Raw genomic sequence first — 16,413 nt, forward strand, 5'->3', positions numbered from 1 at the left:
TCCGTTGTATCATTACGTATTATCATTATATTTATAAAACTAAAAGGGGGATTCCTGACTATGAATTACGAACGCTTGAACGATCTTCGCCTTCTTGGACTTACGATTGCCTACTACCGAAGAGCAAAAGGAATGACGCAGGCCGAACTTGCCGAGGCGGTACATATCAGTCGTACCCATATGAGCAACATCGAAGCGCCAAATACAAAAACCTCTATTTCGTTGAATCTTCTGTTCGATATCGCTGAGGCACTTGACATTCCGGTGAAAGAGCTTTTTGATTTTCAGGGACGCAGTCTGTAGGGTCTTTGAATTTTTCTCTTTAAGAGTAACCCCGCCCGGCAGTTTTTCATATCATGAATTGTAAGCAAAATGATTCCTTTGGAGGAACAAACATGAGTGATTTAGCTGCTACAAACTGTGGATGCGGATGTGACAACGGCTGTGGCTGCGATAATGGATGCGGTGTTTCCAACAACAACCTGTTCGGAAACAATGGCTGCAGTATTATCTGGATTCTGCTTCTCCTCTCCTGCTGCGGCGGATGTGGATGCGGAAACAACAACAATGGCTGCAATTCCGACTGCTGGCTCGTTCTGATTCTTCTGTTCTGCTGCGGCGGATGGAACAACAACGGCTGTGGATGCGGCAACAGCAATAACTGTGGATGCGGCTGCTGACCTTTTTTCAGTCCTCCCAGATGTTCGGGCAGAAAAAGCCCCGGGTGCGGATCAACCGCCCCGGGGCTTTTTTTCACCAGAATTCTCTTTCAGCGAAACCGTTTCGGTTTCCGTGCTTCTCTTTCCCGCTTTTCCATCTCTTCTCTTCTTTCTTTTTTTCTCATACATTCCAGATCTATTTCATAAAAGGCATTCCCTTCGAGTACCTGTTTTCTTTTTGCTGTTTCTTTTCCATCCATTTTCCGGCGGTCTCCTTTTTCTTTCTTCCTCTTATCATATGTTTTTTCCCGCCTTCTGTCATTTTTTCCGGCCTGGAACATAAGATAAAGAGAAATAAAAAGACAAATGCAGGAATGCTGCCAGGAAGGATCTTAATTTGAATCAGGAACAGGAACAAAATGTGGAACAGATGACACCGCTGGACCAGATGATCGCACAGGATCAGCTTCAGATGCTGAAGGCTGCCATTCCCTACGCCTCCTTCGGCCTGCAGCCCTCCCTTGCGATTTTGAGCAAATTGCTCGAGCTCCAGCGGACCATTCAGCTTTTTTCCCGTCCGGCCGACCTTTCCATGATGTCTGTTGATGCCCCACACGTCTCTCCGCTTGAGATGCTGCAGGATATTTCCCGTTTTGCCGCCGGTCCGCAGAGGGATCTTCTCTCCCAGATGTTTCAGACCATGCAGATGGTCCAGATGCTTCAGAATATAAATCCCGGAAATGAGGAGGATCTGCTATGAGTTCGGATGATAAGCAAAACGACTGGTCGCAGGACCCCTCTCTTTCCGGAATTGACTTTGCCCGGCTTCAGGCACTGCAGCAGATGGCCTCTCAGAGCCGTGGAAAATCCCAGGCGGAAATGATGCCGTTTCTTCTCTCCCTGATGCAGGGAAATCAGGGCGGCGCACAGTTTTCCGCCTCCGAGGCGGACCTGATCATCTCTGCCATCAAAGCCGGAAAATCCAAACAGGAAGCGGCAAAAATTGACCAGATGGTACGCCTCTTCCGCTCCGCTGCTTCCGGGAAAAAACGCTGAAAAACTACAAACCAAAAAACGCTGCCGGTCTGGAATCCCAAACCGGTCAGCGTTTTTATTCTGTGCTTTTTCCTGCCTAGTTCTGCATGGAAAGCACGTTTTTATTTTTTACCAGGTAATCAATCAGAGAAACAACGGTCAGAATCAGTGCAACCCAGATCAGCACGGTATTCAGCACGGAAAGTGCCGGAATGTCGGCGATCAGAAGAATGATCATAATCATCTGGCTGATTGTTTTCGATTTTCCCCACCAGCTTGCTGCGATGACAATTCCATTGTCCGAAGCAACCAGGCGGAAACCGCTGATGATAAATTCTCTTGCGATGATAATAATAACCATCCACGCCGGAAGCTTGTCCAGCTCTACAAAGCAGATCAGTGCAGAGCATACCAGCAGCTTATCTGCCAGCGGATCCATAAACTTTCCGAAATCGGTAATCAGATTGTCACGTCTTGCAATGTAGCCGTCCAGCGTATCCGTGATGCTGGCAGCGGCAAAGATTACCAGTGCAATCCATTTGGACGCGCTTCCGCCCACGCCAGACAGCAGGAAGAACACGAAAAACGGAATCATAATTACCCGCAGAATCGTTAATTTGTTTGGTAAATTCATTGGCTTATCTCTCCTATCAGATCATATTCCAGAGCGCCGGTAATTTTCACTCTTACGAAGTCGCCGGATACGAGTGTTTCCGGTGTATTGACAAATACATAGCCGTCTACACCCGGTGCGTCCGCCTGGCTTCTGCCCACATAGGCATCCTCATCCGCCACTTTGCCCTCGATCATAACAAGAAGCTCCTGGCCGATCCTGCGCTCGCCGAGTTCTGCAGAGATATCCTGCTGCAGCTCCATCAGTTCTGCCTGACGGTCCAGTTTTACCTCCTCGTCGATCTGATGCTCCATCGCAGCAGCCGGTGTTCCCTCCTCCGGAGAGTAGGTGAATACGCCGAGACGGTCGAACTCCATGTCGTTGATAAACTCGAGGAGTTCTTTGTGCTGCTCTTTTGTCTCTCCCGGGAATCCTGTGATCAGCGTGGTGCGCAGTGTGATATCCGGCATCTCGCTTCTCAGGAAATCAATTTTGTCGATCAGCTCCTGTTTGGAGGTTCTGCGACCCATGCGGCGCAGGATCTCATCGTTGGCATGCTGAATCGGCAGATCCAGGTAGTGACAGACTTTCAGCTCTTCCTTCATCGTCTGAACGAGTTCCGGATAGATGTCCTCCGGATAGCAGTACAGAATCCGGATCCAGTAGAGCTCCTGAATTTTGCAGAGCTCTTTTAACAGAAGGTGGAGAGACGGCTTTCCGTACAGATCGATACCATAAATGGTTGTCTCCTGCGCAACGAGAACGAGCTCTTTGACACCCTGTTCTGCCATCGTCTTCGCTTCTGCTATCAGTTCCTCCATCGGAACGGAGCGGTACGGTCCGCGCAGCTTCGGAATGATGCAGTAGGTACAGTGCTTGTCACAGCCCTCTGCAATTTTCAGATATTCGTAATGGCCGCCTGTCGTTACAACGCGCTGTGCGTCAATTTTCGGCAGTCCTTTCAGATCGGCATACTCCTGGAAGCGGTCGCCGCCGAGGACATCCTGAATGGCATCCAGGATTTTGTCATAGCTGTTCGTTCCAAGTACGGCGTCAACCTCCGGAATCTCCTCAATGATTTCATCGCGGTAGCGCTCTGCCATACAGCCCGTTACCAAAAGAACCTTACAGCTTCCCGCTGTACGGTACTTCGCCATTTCAAGAATATTTTGAATGCTTTCTTCTTTGGCGTCGTGGATAAAGCAGCATGTGTTTATCACGATAACCTCTGCATCTTCCTCGGAATCGGTGATCTCGAAGCCATGCTCTACCAGAAGACCCAGCATATGCTCGGAATCTACCAGGTTTTTATCGCATCCAAGGGAAATAAACAGAATTTTCATATTATTCAATTACTGGCTCCTCTTTTGTTTCCTCTTCCGCTTCAACTTCAGATTCCGGAAGGATTGTAACCTCTCCTTTGTACATCTCCTCTACGGCGATGGAAAGCGGTTTCATGCCTTTTTTCACTTTTACAAGCGGTTCAGCTCCGCCGATGATCTGTCTTGCACGTTTGCTTGTTGCAAGTACCAGAGAGTAACGGCTGCTGACAACCGGTGCCTCGTCCAGATCCTGGCCCTCGTTAATAGTTGCAATCAGTTCCTGATAAGATGGATGAATCATAATAAATGCTCCTTTCTATTTTTCCAGACTTTTTTTCATCTGTTCGATAAAGTCTTTCTGGTTGCTGCTCATGAAATGCTGGCTCTGAATGGTCTCATGCATCTGTTTTACGCAGGTTTCGAGGTCGTCGTTGATCAGGACATAATCGTACTGGTCCATGCCCTGTGCTTCCTCTTTTGCACGCTCCATTCTGCCTTTGATGACTTCTTCTGTTTCCGTTCCGCGTCCCCGGAGGCGTCGTTCCAGCTCCTCGGCGGTCGGCGGTGTGATGAACACAAGAAGGGTGTCCGGACGTTTTTCCTTGACCTGAAGTGCTCCCTGGATTTCAATCTCAAGCAGAACATCTTTTCCGGCATCCAGCTGCTCCTCTACGTATGCCTTCGGCGTTCCGTAGGAATGTTTTACGTAACGCGCATACTCGAGGAAGGCATCCTCTTCTACCATGCGGTCAAACTCTTCTTCTGTACGGAAAAAGTACGATACGCCGTCTTCCTCGCCCGGACGCGGGTCTCTTGTGGTGACGGAGATGGACAGCGCATAGTTGTCGTACTCCTCCATCAGGCGTTTCATCAGTGTTCCTTTTCCTGCTCCGGAAAAACCGGATACTACAGTAAGTATTCCTCTACTCATTTTCAGATTCCCCTCGCTCTTTTTCTGTTTCCCAGCCGCCGTTGAATCTGCGGCTGATCGTTTCCGGCTGCAAAGCCGAAAGGATGATAAATTCTTCTCCGGTGATGAGCACTGCTTTCGTGCGTCTTCCCTGCGTCGCATCGATGATGCGGTTGCTTTCCTTTGCACGCTGCACCATACGCTTGACGGGCGCCGCCTCGGGACTCACCACTGCTATTATTTTATCCGAATTTACGACATTGCCGAATCCGATGTTGATCAGTTTTGCCACAATCCGTCCTTTCCTGTACCTTCTGAAGTCTTTTTCAGAAAATACATCTACCCATACAGATTTATTATAATTCATTCAGAAAGCCTAGTCAAATCTTTTTTTCTGTATTATAATGAAAATACCAGAATTTCAAACAAAGGAGATATTTTCTATGGCTTTTGATGGAATTACCATTGCAAATATTGCACAGGAACTGAATCAGACCATCGTCGGCGGAAAGATCAACAAGATCGCACAGCCGGAAAACGACGAGCTGATGATTACAATAAAAAACAACCGTACCGTTTACCGTCTTCTCCTCTCGGCAAGTGCTTCGCTTCCGCTGATCTACCTGACGGACAACAATAAGCCCGGCCCGATGACCGCACCGAATTTCTGTATGCTGCTCCGCAAACACATCGGCAGCGCCCGCATTCTCTCCGTTACCCAGCCGGGACTCGAGCGTATTCTTATTTTTGAGCTCGAGCATTTGAACGAACTCGGCGATATCTGCCGCAAGAAGCTGATTGTGGAGATCATGGGAAAACACAGCAACCTGATCTTCTGTCAGGAGGACAATACGATCCTTGACAGTATCAAACATATTTCCGCCAACATGAGTTCTGTCCGTGAGGTTCTTCCGGGCCGCACCTGGTTCATTCCGCACACGCAGGATAAGAAAGATCCGCTCACGATCACAGAAGAAGAATTTTTCGATTTCGTCTGCACGAAACCGATGGCTGCCGCAAAGGCAATCTACACTTCCCTTACCGGCTTCAGCCCGCTGATGGCGGAGGAAGTCTGCTGCCGCGCCGGCATCGACGGCGGATTTGCGGTCAATGCACTCGAAGAAAATGCGAAGCTTCACCTGTTCCGCACCTTCTCTTATCTGATTGAGGATATCAAAAACGGCGCATTTACGCCGAACATCGTATACCAGGGCGATGAGCCAAAAGAATTTTCCGCACTGAAACTGACGCAGTATCAGGATTTGCGGGAGGAAACATACGATTCGATCTCCGGTGTACTGGAAACATACTATGCCATGAAAAACCGCATCACCCGCATCCGTCAGAAATCTTCCGATCTGCGCCGTGTCGTCAATACCGCACTCGAACGGAATGTCAAAAAATACGACCTGCAGCAGAAACAGTTAAAAGACACCGACAAGCGGGAAAAATACCGGATTTACGGTGAGCTTTTAAATACGTACGGCTACAGCTGCCAGCCGGGCGATACTTCGCTGAAAGCCGTCAATTACTATAACGGCGAGGAAATCACGATTCCGCTCGACGGAACGCTCTCTGCCGGCGAAAATGCGAAAAAATACTTCGACCGCTACGGAAAGCTGAAGCGGACCCGTGAGGCACTCGAAGAACTTCTTGTCGAGACGAAAGAGGAAATCGACCATCTCGAATCCATCAGCACGGCGCTTGATATTGCGCTCGATGAGGCGGATCTGGTGCAGTTAAAAGAAGAGCTGATCGAGTACGGCTACATCCGCCGCAAGGGACCGACAGGGAAAAAGCAGAAAATCACCTCCCATCCGTTCCACTACCGCTCTTCCGAGGGCTTTGACATTTATGTCGGCAAGAACAACTTCCAGAACGAGGAACTTTCGTTTAAATTCGCCTCCGGCAACGACTGGTGGTTCCACGCGAAAGGCCAGCCGGGCAGCCATGTCATCGTAAAGACGAACGGTAAAGAGCTGCCGGATTCCGTCTACGAAGAGGCCGCTGCTCTCGCCGCCTATTACTCGAAAGGCAGACAGGCACCGAAGGTGGAAATCGACTACACCTTAAAGAAAAACCTGCGCAAACCAAACGGAAGCAAACCGGGTTTCGTTGTTTATTACACCAATTACTCCATGATGGCGGAGCCGAACATCCGCAATCTTCAGGAAATACAGGACTGAATTCAGAATACAAAAGACTTTTCGCACATTCCTATCTGTTCCTCTTTGCGAAAAGTCTTTTTTTCGTAAAATTTAATACTTCCTTCATTTCTTTTTCGATGCTCTATGGTATACTTCTTAGTATGGAAAAAGATTCCAGACGTGATCTTTTTCAACCAAACCACAGTGAGGCTGTCTCTTCTTTATCAGGACAGCCGGAGAGGAATATAACTGTTATGAACAAAACAATTCCCGAAATCATTCACCGCCGTGTTCCAACGACGCGCTATGAGGCAGACCCTTCCGAAGGCCTTTCCGCCGAGCAGGTTGCCGAGTACCGCGAGAACGGCTGGACCAACTGCGCGGTGGAACCTCCGTCCAAGACAACGGCCGAGATCGTAAAGAGCAATGTCTGTACGTATTTCAACCTGATTTTTCTGATTATTGCCATCTTTCTGATCCTTGCCGGTTCGTTCCGGGATCTTACGTTTCTGCCGGTCATCATCGCGAACACGCTGATCGGCATTGTACAGGAAATCAAGGCGAAAAAGACGCTGGAAAAGCTGTCTGTTTTAAACGCGCCGAAGGCTACTGCGATCCGTGACGGTGCTGAGGTAACACTCGCCGCGGAGGATCTCGTACTCGATGATATTGTTGTATTTACCGCAGGAAAACAGATCTGCGCTGATGCCGTCGTGCTTGAAGGTGAGGTACAGGTCAACGAATCGCTGCTTACCGGTGAATCCGATGAGATTACCAAGCGCCCGGGCGACGAGCTGATGTCCGGAAGTTTTATCGTCTCTGGAAGCTGCAAGAGCCGTCTGACCCAGGTCGGTGAAGATTCCTACATTTCCCGTCTGACCCTCGAGGCAAAGGCCATGAAAGAGGGCGAACAGTCCGAGATGATCCGCTCCCTCAACAAGCTGGTAAAGGTTGTCGGCATTCTGATCATTCCGATCGGTCTTCTGCTCTTCGGCCAGCAGTTTTTCGTCTCCCACGAAGCGTTCCGTGAGAGCATTACCTCGATGGTGGCCGCCGTGCTCGGCATGATCCCAGAAGGTCTTTACCTGCTTGCGAGCGTTGCCCTTGCCGTCAGCGTTATGCGTCTGGCTTCGCAGAAGGTTCTCGTGCATGATATGAAATGTATCGAGACGCTGGCTCGCGTCAACGTGCTCTGTGTCGATAAGACGGGAACCATCACCGAGACAAATATGAAAGTACATGACCTGATTCTGGTCGGCTCCAGTTCAGTCCCTGATACAGAATCCGGCGAAAATGCTCCCGCACCGCAGAAAGAAGAGCTTTCCCTTGCGGTCGGTGATTTCGCATCTGCCATGTCAAACGACAACATTACTATGGCGGCACTGAAAGAATATTTTAAAGACAACAACGGCAAAACTGCCGTTTCGATGACTTCGTTCTCCTCGGAATTCAAGTATTCCAGTGTGACATTTTCGGATGTCTCCTACGTGCTCGGTGCCCCGGAGTTCGTTCTCCGCGATGATTTTGCACGCTATCAGAGTGAAATTGAAGCGTATACCTCAAAGGGATTCCGTCTCCTCGTCTTCGGCACATCCGAAACTGTACCGGATGGAAAAGCACTCTCCAGCCGTGTCACGCCGCTTGGCTACGTGCTTCTCTCCAATCCGATCCGAAAAGAAGCACCGGAAACGTTCCGCTACTTTGAAGATCAGGGTGTCCATGTCAAGGTCATCTCCGGTGATACTCCGGTAACGGTATCTGAGGTTGCCCGCCAGGCAGGGATTGCACACGCAGAGGATTATATTGATGCTTCCACTCTAAAGACACCGGAAGAGCTCGAAGAAGCAATCCTGAAATACACCGTGTTCGGCCGTGTCACACCAGACCAAAAACGCCAGTTTGTCCAGGCTTTAAAGAAAAACGGCAAGACCGTTGCGATGACCGGCGATGGTGTCAACGATGTGCTCGCATTAAAGGATGCCGACTGCTCCGTTGCGATGGCATCCGGAAGTGACGCTGCCGCACAGGCTGCACAGCTCGTTCTGCTGGACAACGACTTTTCGAAGATGCCTTCTGTCGTACTGGAAGGCCGCCGCGTTGTCAACAACCTGCAGCGCTCGGGAACGCTGTTCCTGGTAAAGAACATTTTCTCGTTCCTGCTGTCCATCTTCTCACTGATCTCGATGGTGACGTATCCGCTGGAGCCGTCCCAGATCTCGCTGATCAGTATGTTTACGATCGGTATTCCAGGCTTCCTGCTCTCGCTAATGCCGAACAAAAACCGGATCGAGGGCCACTTTATCACGAACATTCTGACACGGGCCCTGCCTGCGGCGCTGACCGACTTTTTGATGGTCGCAACACTCGTCGTCTTCGGCCAGGAATTTGCGGTCGGCTCGGAAGATATTTCGACCGCTGCCACCGTACTGCTCGCCATTGTCGGTTTTATGATTCTCTACCGGATCAGCAAGCCGCTCAACTGGATGCGCTGGACGATCCTGATCGGCTCGATTATTGCCTTCATTTTCTGCAGTACCTATCTGAACCAGCTGTTCGCCATTTCTGATATGTCCAGAAAATGTATCATGCTGCTGGTCGTATTCTCTGTCGCAACAGAGCCGGTTCTGCGATATTTGAGCATCCTCGTGGATTCCATTTCCTCTTTTTACCGGAAGCAGAAAATTTTCTTCCTGCGAAAACGGGAAGCGAGAAAAGCGAAATAAAACGTAAAACCAAACATCAAAAATGCCGTACAGCGTTGGAAATTTTTCCTCCGCCTGTACGGCATTTTTTGATTTACCAATCACAGTTTCTTACTTTCTCATCTCCGGATCTTCCATGTAATGCGTCCGCTCGCCGCCGATGTATTTCGGTCTTGTCCGCGCGCAGACAACGTGCGCATCTCCGATCGTTTTCTGCGATACCCGGACCGGAACGGCTACTGCCTTCAGCTGCATGCCGATCAGCACATCACCGATATCAATACCTGCATGCGCCTGCACACGCTCTACGGTGACAGCGTCCTCCAATCCATAGTATGCCGCCATCGCAAACGATCCGCCGCCATGCAGCCACGGTACCGCGCAGACCGGCTCGTAACCGTATTTTTCTGCCGCCGCACGCTCCAGAACAACCGCGCGGTTCAGATGCTCACAGCACTGCGCCGCCAGATACAGCCCGTGCTCCTTCGTACACGCATACAGCGCCTCAAACACCGCCTGCCCGATCTCCTGGCTGGAATCCGTTCCGAGCTTACTGTTGTGAATTTCACTCGAAGAACATCCCACTACCAGAATCTGTCCCGGTTTCATCTGCGCTGTCGTAATCAGCTCCTCTGCGACGGCACGCGCTTCCTGTCTGATTGTTTCAAGATCCATTTTGTATCCCTCCTTGCTAAACAGCAATATTTATGCAAAAGGAGACTGACTCTTTTTCCAAGAATCAGCCTCCTTTCTTCAGCTTACATAATTATTATTTCTGAACGATATTCACAATTCTTCCCGGTACGTAAATTTCTTTTACGATGTTTCCGGTCAGTTTGTCTGCAACTGCTTCTTTTGCAGCGGCGATTGCGGTCTCTTTATCTGCATCTTTGGCGATTTTGATCGTTCCGCGCATTTTGCCGTTGATCTGAACAGCGATCTCGGCTACTGCCTCTACGGTCTTCTCCTCGTCAAACTCCGGCCATGCGGTCTGATACAGACGGCCTTCGTATCCAAGGTCTGCCCACAGTTCCTCGGTCATATGCGGTGCAACCGGATTCAGCAGGATCAGAAGGGTTTCGAACTCTTTTCTCGTTACTTTTCCGGCTTTGTAGAACTCGTTGACCAGGGTCATCATGGCTGCGATCGCTGTGTTGTATTTCAGGGACTCATAGTCGCTGGATACTTTCTTGATGGTCTGGTGCATTTTGGACTCCAGCTCTTTGGAGTAGGAATCTCCGTCTACCAGGCTGTCCTGCAGTTTCCATACACGCTCGAGGAAACGACGGCATCCTTTTACGCCTTCCTGAGACCAGGATGCGCTTAAGTCGAAGGCACCGATGAACATCTCGTACGTACGCAGGGTATCTGCACCAAACTCAGCTACGATATCATCCGGGTTGACAACGTTTCCACGGGATTTACTCATCTTCTCGCCGTTCTCGCCGAGGATCATTCCGTGGGAAGTACGTTTCTGATACGGTTCCGGGCAGGTAACTACGCCCTGATCGTACAGGAATTTATGCCAGAAACGGGAATACAGAAGGTGAAGGGTGGTGTGCTCCATTCCTCCGTTGTACCAGTCAACCGGCAGCCAGTATTTCATAGCTTCTTTGCTTGCCAGAGCCTCTTTGTTCTTCGGATCGGTATAGCGGATGTAATACCAGGAAGAACCAGCCCACTGCGGCATGGTATCGGTCTCACGTTTTGCAGGTCCTCCGCAGCACGGGCAGGTGGTGTTGACCCAGTCTGTCATGGCAGCCAGCGGAGACTCGCCGTTATCGGTCGGCATGTAGCTCTCTACATCCGGCAGCTCCAGCGGAAGAGATTCTTCCGGAACCGGAACGTAACCGCATTTGTCGCAGTGTACGATCGGAATCGGCTCACCCCAGTAACGCTGACGGGAGAATACCCAGTCACGCAGCTTATAGTTTGTTTTTGCTTTTCCAACGTGGTTCTCTTCGAGCCACTCAAGAATTTTCTTTTTTGCTTCCGCAACGGAAAGTCCGTTCAGGAAACCGGAGTTGACAAGAGTTCCCTCTGCAACGTCGGTGTAAACTTCGTTCTGTACGTCGCCGCCTGCAACGACCTCGATGATCGGCATGTTGAATTTCTTTGCGAACTCCCAGTCACGCTCATCGTGTGCCGGTACTGCCATGATGGCGCCGGTGCCGTAGCTCATCAGTACATAATCGGAAATCCAGATCGGGATCTCTTTTCCATTAACCGGGTTGACTGCGGAAAGTCCGTCGATCATAACACCGGTCTTGTCTTTTGCAAGCTCGGAACGCTCGAAATCGGATTTTCTGGCTGCCATCTCACGGTATGCGCAGACCTCATCCCAGTTCTTGATCTCATCTTTGTACTGGTCGATGTACGGATGCTCCGGGGAGAGTACCATGTACGTAACACCGAACAGGGTATCCGGGCGTGTGGTGTAGATGGTCAGCTTCTCCGGTTTATCTTTCAGGGAGAAATCAACCTCTGCTCCGTGAGAACGTCCGATCCAGTTTTTCTGGGAAGTTTTGACACGCTCAATATAGTCAACGCCGTCCAGACCGTCGATCAGCTTGTCTGCATACTCGGTGATCTTCAGCATCCACTCGCTCTTTACTTTGCGGACAACCGGGCTTCCGCAGCGCTCGCACACGCCGTTTACAACTTCCTCGTTTGCAAGGCCTACCTTACAGGAAGTACACCAGTTGATCGGCATCTCTTTTTTATATGCCAGTCCGGCTTTGAAAAGTTTCAGGAAAATCCACTGGGTCCAGTGATAGTATTCCGGATCCGTCGTGTTGATCTCTCTGTCCCAGTCGAAGGAATATCCAAGAGACTGAAGCTGGTCTTTGAAGTGATGTACGTTGTTTTTGGTAACGATCTTCGGATGAATGTGGTTTTTGATCGCATAGTTCTCCGTTGGAAGACCAAATGCATCCCAGCCCATCGGATACAGAACGTTGTAACCCTGCATTCTGCGCTTTCTGGCTACAATGTCCAGTGCAGTGTACGGACGCGGATGGCCTACGTGAAGTCCCTGTCCTGACGGATACGGAAATTCAACGAGTGCGTAGTATTTCGGTTTTGTATAATCATCTGTGGCGGCAAAGGCTTTTTCATCCTGCCAGATCTTCTGCCACTTTTTTTCAATGTCCTGTGGCTCATATCTTTTACTCATAGGTAACCTCCTGCATGTTCAAGTTCAAAGTTCTTTTTTCTCACACCGCCGCCTAGGACAGCATGCACATTTGAACATATAGCTGTATTCTATCACTCTTTCCCTGTTTTTACAATTTATTTTTTCCTATATCCTCCGTTTTTCTTCAAAAACCGCAGAAAAATCCGGTTTCCGGGCGAATTCTGCTCCCGAAACCGGATTTTCTCTGTTTTATCACACTATTTTATAAAGCTTTATTCTTCTGCTTTTTCAACCTTCGAAGCTCTTGCCTCAATCTCTTTTGCCTGGATATCGGACGGAGCCTGCTCATATCTCGCAAACTCATAGGAGAAATCACCGCTTCCGCCTGTCATGGAGCGGAGTGTTGTGCCGTATCCGTAGATCTCAAGTTCCGGAACATCAGCCTCGATAATCGTATGGCCCTTGTGATCCGGGTTCATGCCGAGCACACGGCCGCGGCGTTTATTGAGATCGCCCATGATATCGCCGGTGTATTTATCGTCTACCGTGATCTTCATCGAAACGATCGGCTCAAGGAGAACCGGGGATGCTTCCATAAAGCCTTTCTTGAACGCCTGGATCGCTGCGGTCTTGAATGCCATCTCGGAGGAGTCTACCGGATGATAAGAACCATCATACAGAACGGCTTTGACGCCGACTACCGGATAAGCAGCCAGAGGGCCTTTCTGTACGGCTTCCTGGATACCTTTTTCAACAGCCGGGAAGTAGTTCTTCGGAACGGCGCCGCCGACAACTTCCTGCTCGAAAACGTATGGTTTCTCGAGATCTCCGGAAGCGGAGAAGCGCATTTTTACATGACCGTACTGGCCGTGGCCGCCGGACTGTTTTTTGTATTTTGCTTCTACATCCGAATTTTTGCGGATCGTCTCGCGGAAGGCTACCTTCGGACGGGACAGCTCTACTTCTACTTTGTAGCGCTCCAGCAGCTTGCTGACGATAATATCGATGTGCTGGTCGCCCATGCCGTACAGCAATGTCTGATGGTTTGCAGAATCATTGACTGCCTTCATAGTCAGGTCTTCCTGCATCATCTTGGCAAAGGCCTGGGAGATCTTATCTACATCGGCTTTGTTCTTCGGTTTATATCGTTTTGCGGTGTACGGAGTCGAAACATCCGGTTTTCCGTAGCGGACCTGATTGTTCTTTGTCGCAAGGGAATCGCCGGTTCTTGCATCGCCGAGTTTTGCGATGGCACCGATATCTCCTGCATGAAGCTCCGGTACTTCGATCGGCTTGGAGCCTTCGAGCACGTACAGCTTGCTCAGTTTTTCTTCGGATTCCTGATCTACATTATAGAGCACATCATCGCTTTTAATAACGCCGGAGCAAACCTTAATCATTGAATATTTTCCAAGGAACGGATCCACGATCGTCTTGAAAATGGTCGCGCTCTTCGGTTTCGCAAAGTCGTAATTTGCCTCGAAAATTTCGTTCGTATCGAGATTGATGCCGGCACACGGACGGGTGGACGGATCCGGGAAGTATCCGCAGATATCATCCAGAAGGTTCGATACGCCCTGCAGGTTCACCGGAGAGCCCATGCATACCGGAACGATGGTGCCGTCTCCTACGTTCATGGCAAGCGCTGCGGAAATCTCTGCTACCGAGAACTCTTCTCCGCCAAAGTAGCGGTCCATAAACTCTTCACTTGTTTCTGCCACGGATTCCATCAGGGTTTCACGGTACTTCTCCAGATATTCTACGGAGTAATCCGGAATCGGGCATTCTTCTTTTTTATCTTTTTCGATATATCTGCGGCCTTTGTTCTTTACAATATTGATATATCCTACAAATTTACCGTTTTCACGCAGAGGCATATGAAGCGGTGCGATTCGTTTTCCGTACAGTTCGGTGAGCTGCTCAACGACTTCTCGGTAGCTGACATCGTCCTGATCCATTTCCGTTACGAAGATCATACGCGGAAGATTGTATTTCTCGCAGAGTTCCCATGCTTTCTGGGTTCCGACCTGCACGCCGGCCTTTCCGGATACCACGATTACAGCGGCATCTGCTGCGGAAGCGGCTTCCTGTGCTTCTCCTACGAAATCAAACATTCCAGGAGTATCCAGAACATTGATCTTATTTTTTCCCCATACGACCGGGACAAGCGTTGTGGAAATAGAGCATTTGCGCTTGATTTCTTCTTTGTCAAAATCGCTGACGGTATTTCCGTCTGTCACTTTTCCGAGACGGTTTGTCATACCGGAAAGATAAGCCATAGCTTCGGTCAGACTTGTCTTTCCGGAGCCGCTGTGCCCCAGCAGCACCACATTTCTGATTCGGTCAGTTCTAAAAACGTCCATATATAATACCTCCCATGTAAGTAAATTTGCAGATTGTAAGGCCGCTCTTATTCGCCTTTCTGCTTTTTATCAAGATTCACGTCTTCCGTTCCTCTTATCATAGTCACTATTCTACTAAAGTTTTTGCTTTTTTGCAAGTATATTATTCATATTTCATAATATATTTCTGAATTTTTAAATTTTATATGTATTTTAGCTGGTTATTCTGCCTTTCTTCCGCTTTTCTGTCTGGCTTTTCTGTGGAATCTGCCGGATTTTACAAAGCAAGCAAAATTGCTGCCTTCCAAAAATGCTTTGTCACTTTAAAGCAAGAAATCTTTGACATTTGATTTCAGATGCTTTACAATGTCTTTTATACGATTTACCTACGAAAATTGTCAGAAAGGACTACTTGAATTATGTGTGATACATCCGAAAAAATCTGTATCGGCTTTATCGGCCTTGGCCTCATCGGCGGCTCCATTGCAAAAACCCTCAGAAAGGTTCACCCGGAGTATAAACTGATGGCCTACTGCCGCACCAAAGCGACGATCGAAGAGGCAATTCAGGAAGGCGTGATTGATATCGCGCTGGAAGAACGGGACGACCGCTTTGCCGACTGTGACTATATCTTCTTATGTGCTCCTGTCAGCACCAACATCTCCTATCTTCCGTTCGTGAAAGGCATCGCAAAACCGGGCTGTATCATCACAGACGTCGGAAGTGTAAAAGGAGAAATCCATCAGGCGGTTGAGACCCTCGGCATGACGCACCAGTTTATCGGCGGCCATCCGATGGCAGGCTCCGAAAAGACGGGATATTCCAGCGCCACCGATTACCTGCTGGAAAATGCTTACTATATGATTACACCCGGACCAGATGTTGAGATCGCGACAGTTTCCGCTTTCGTTGATCTTGTCCAGTCCTTAAAGGCGATCCCGATGGTTTTAACATACGAAGAGCACGACTACATCACCGCAGGTGTCAGTCATCTGCCGCATATCGTTGCCGCTACCCTGGTCAATGCACTCGCATCCCTGGACACACCGGAAGAGCAGATGAAAACCGTTGCTGCAGGCGGCTTCAAGGACATCACCCGCATCGCTTCCTCCTCCCCGGAGGTATGGCAGCAGATCTGTCTCTCAAACCAGAAGCAGCTCTCGAATGTGCTGGATTCCTATATCCGCCTTCTCGTCCAGGCAAAGTATCTGGTCGATAACAAAAAGGGGCACGAGCTCTACAATATGTTTGAAAGTTCCCGCGAATACCGGAATTCCATGGAAGATTCTTCCTATGGACCGACAAAGAAAGAATACGTCGTTTACTGCGACCTGCTCGATGAAGCCGGCGGAATCGCAGCCGTTACAACAATTCTTGCCATCAACCAGATCAGTATTAAAAATATCGGCATTACGCATAACCGCGAGTTCGAAGAGGGTGCTCTCCGCATTGAATTTTATGAAGAGCAGGCAGGCATTCTTGCCCGGAAGGTCTTAAAAGACCATGGCTATACCATTCATATCCGCAATTAAAAGCGCGTATATCTT

At 49.4% G+C, this 16,413-nt stretch carries 16 protein-coding genes; 7 read left to right on the top strand and 9 right to left on the bottom strand.

The annotated features are described in order from the left end of the window. Window positions 1-60: 60 nt before the first annotated feature. Both I2G42_RS09105 and I2G42_RS09110 read left to right on the top strand, forming a co-directional pair. On the top strand, window positions 61-303 hold the full coding sequence (locus I2G42_RS09105) for a helix-turn-helix transcriptional regulator (RefSeq protein ID WP_022462361.1): 243 nt from the start codon (window positions 61-63) through the stop codon (window positions 301-303). A gap of 92 nt (window positions 304-395) precedes the next feature. Further along, a complete protein-coding gene (locus tag I2G42_RS09110; protein ID WP_055228247.1) occupies window positions 396-680 on the top strand; it encodes a hypothetical protein in 285 nt (94 codons plus the stop codon). Between the two features lie 89 nt (window positions 681-769). On the opposite strand, the gene I2G42_RS09115 is transcribed toward I2G42_RS09110, so the two are convergent. Then, on the bottom strand, window positions 770-919 hold the full coding sequence (locus I2G42_RS09115; RefSeq protein ID WP_167622864.1) for a hypothetical protein: 150 nt from the start codon (window positions 917-919) through the stop codon (window positions 770-772). Window positions 920-1,056: 137 nt separating this feature from the next. On the opposite strand from I2G42_RS09115, the gene I2G42_RS09120 reads away from it, so the two are divergent. Continuing rightward, window positions 1,057-1,419, top strand: a complete 363-nt coding sequence (locus I2G42_RS09120; protein ID WP_173813470.1) for a hypothetical protein — start codon at window positions 1,057-1,059, stop codon at window positions 1,417-1,419. Further along, window positions 1,416-1,715, top strand: a complete 300-nt coding sequence (locus I2G42_RS09125) for a hypothetical protein (protein WP_022461427.1) — start codon at window positions 1,416-1,418, stop codon at window positions 1,713-1,715. The genes I2G42_RS09120 and I2G42_RS09125 overlap by 4 nt, the downstream gene beginning before the upstream one ends. A 76-nt stretch (window positions 1,716-1,791) precedes the next feature. On the opposite strand, the gene pgsA is transcribed toward I2G42_RS09125, so the two are convergent. The 5 genes from pgsA to I2G42_RS09150 are packed head-to-tail and all read right to left on the bottom strand — an operon-like array spanning window position 1,792 to window position 4,831. Then, entirely contained in the window at window positions 1,792-2,328 is a 537-nt protein-coding gene (gene pgsA, locus I2G42_RS09130) for a CDP-diacylglycerol--glycerol-3-phosphate 3-phosphatidyltransferase (RefSeq protein ID WP_055228244.1), read from the bottom strand. Next, complete coding sequence (gene rimO, locus I2G42_RS09135; protein ID WP_055228243.1) at window positions 2,325-3,650, bottom strand: 30S ribosomal protein S12 methylthiotransferase RimO; 1,326 nt, start codon at window positions 3,648-3,650, stop codon at window positions 2,325-2,327. The genes pgsA and rimO overlap by 4 nt, the downstream gene beginning before the upstream one ends. A gap of 1 nt (window position 3,651) precedes the next feature. After that, the gene (rpoZ, locus tag I2G42_RS09140) at window positions 3,652-3,930 is read right to left on the bottom strand and encodes a DNA-directed RNA polymerase subunit omega (RefSeq protein ID WP_022461424.1); all 279 of its coding nucleotides are present in this window, start codon (window positions 3,928-3,930) and stop codon (window positions 3,652-3,654) included. Window positions 3,931-3,945: 15 nt separating this feature from the next. Next, window positions 3,946-4,560: a guanylate kinase gene (gene gmk, locus I2G42_RS09145; protein WP_022461423.1), complete on the bottom strand. Its 615-nt coding sequence runs from the start codon at window positions 4,558-4,560 to the stop codon at window positions 3,946-3,948. Beyond that, entirely contained in the window at window positions 4,553-4,831 is a 279-nt protein-coding gene (locus I2G42_RS09150; protein WP_055218332.1) for a DUF370 domain-containing protein, read from the bottom strand. The genes gmk and I2G42_RS09150 overlap by 8 nt, the downstream gene beginning before the upstream one ends. A gap of 151 nt (window positions 4,832-4,982) precedes the next feature. Between I2G42_RS09150 and I2G42_RS09155 the strand changes: the two genes are divergently transcribed. After that, a complete protein-coding gene (locus I2G42_RS09155) occupies window positions 4,983-6,725 on the top strand; it encodes an Rqc2 family fibronectin-binding protein (protein ID WP_055228242.1) in 1,743 nt (580 codons plus the stop codon). Between the two features lie 215 nt (window positions 6,726-6,940). After that, window positions 6,941-9,409, top strand: coding sequence for a cation-translocating P-type ATPase (locus I2G42_RS09160; protein ID WP_173813471.1), 2,469 nt, complete (start codon window positions 6,941-6,943; stop codon window positions 9,407-9,409). A gap of 90 nt (window positions 9,410-9,499) precedes the next feature. On the opposite strand, the gene I2G42_RS09165 is transcribed toward I2G42_RS09160, so the two are convergent. The 3 genes from I2G42_RS09165 to I2G42_RS09175 all read right to left on the bottom strand — a co-directional run bounded on the left by I2G42_RS09165 (window position 9,500) and on the right by I2G42_RS09175 (window position 14,887). Further along, window positions 9,500-10,063 carry a TIGR01440 family protein gene (locus I2G42_RS09165; RefSeq protein ID WP_055217734.1) on the bottom strand — a complete coding sequence of 188 codons (564 nt, stop codon included), beginning with the start codon at window positions 10,061-10,063 and terminating at the stop codon, window positions 9,500-9,502. 94 nt (window positions 10,064-10,157) lie between these two features. Continuing rightward, the gene (leuS, locus tag I2G42_RS09170; protein ID WP_022461418.1) at window positions 10,158-12,563 is read right to left on the bottom strand and encodes a leucine--tRNA ligase; all 2,406 of its coding nucleotides are present in this window, start codon (window positions 12,561-12,563) and stop codon (window positions 10,158-10,160) included. A 233-nt stretch (window positions 12,564-12,796) separates the two neighbouring features. Further along, window positions 12,797-14,887 (bottom strand): elongation factor G, encoded by a 2,091-nt coding sequence (locus tag I2G42_RS09175; protein ID WP_055217732.1) that lies wholly within the window; start codon window positions 14,885-14,887, stop codon window positions 12,797-12,799. Window positions 14,888-15,285: 398 nt separating this feature from the next. Here I2G42_RS09175 and I2G42_RS09180 point away from each other — a divergent pair, with 398 nt between their 5' ends. Further along, a complete protein-coding gene (locus I2G42_RS09180) occupies window positions 15,286-16,398 on the top strand; it encodes a prephenate dehydrogenase (RefSeq protein ID WP_055265977.1) in 1,113 nt (370 codons plus the stop codon). Window positions 16,399-16,413: the final 15 nt, after the last annotated feature.

The sequence above is a fragment of the Fusicatenibacter saccharivorans genome (genome assembly GCF_015557635.1).
Lineage (GTDB): Bacteria > Bacillota > Clostridia > Lachnospirales > Lachnospiraceae > Fusicatenibacter > Fusicatenibacter saccharivorans.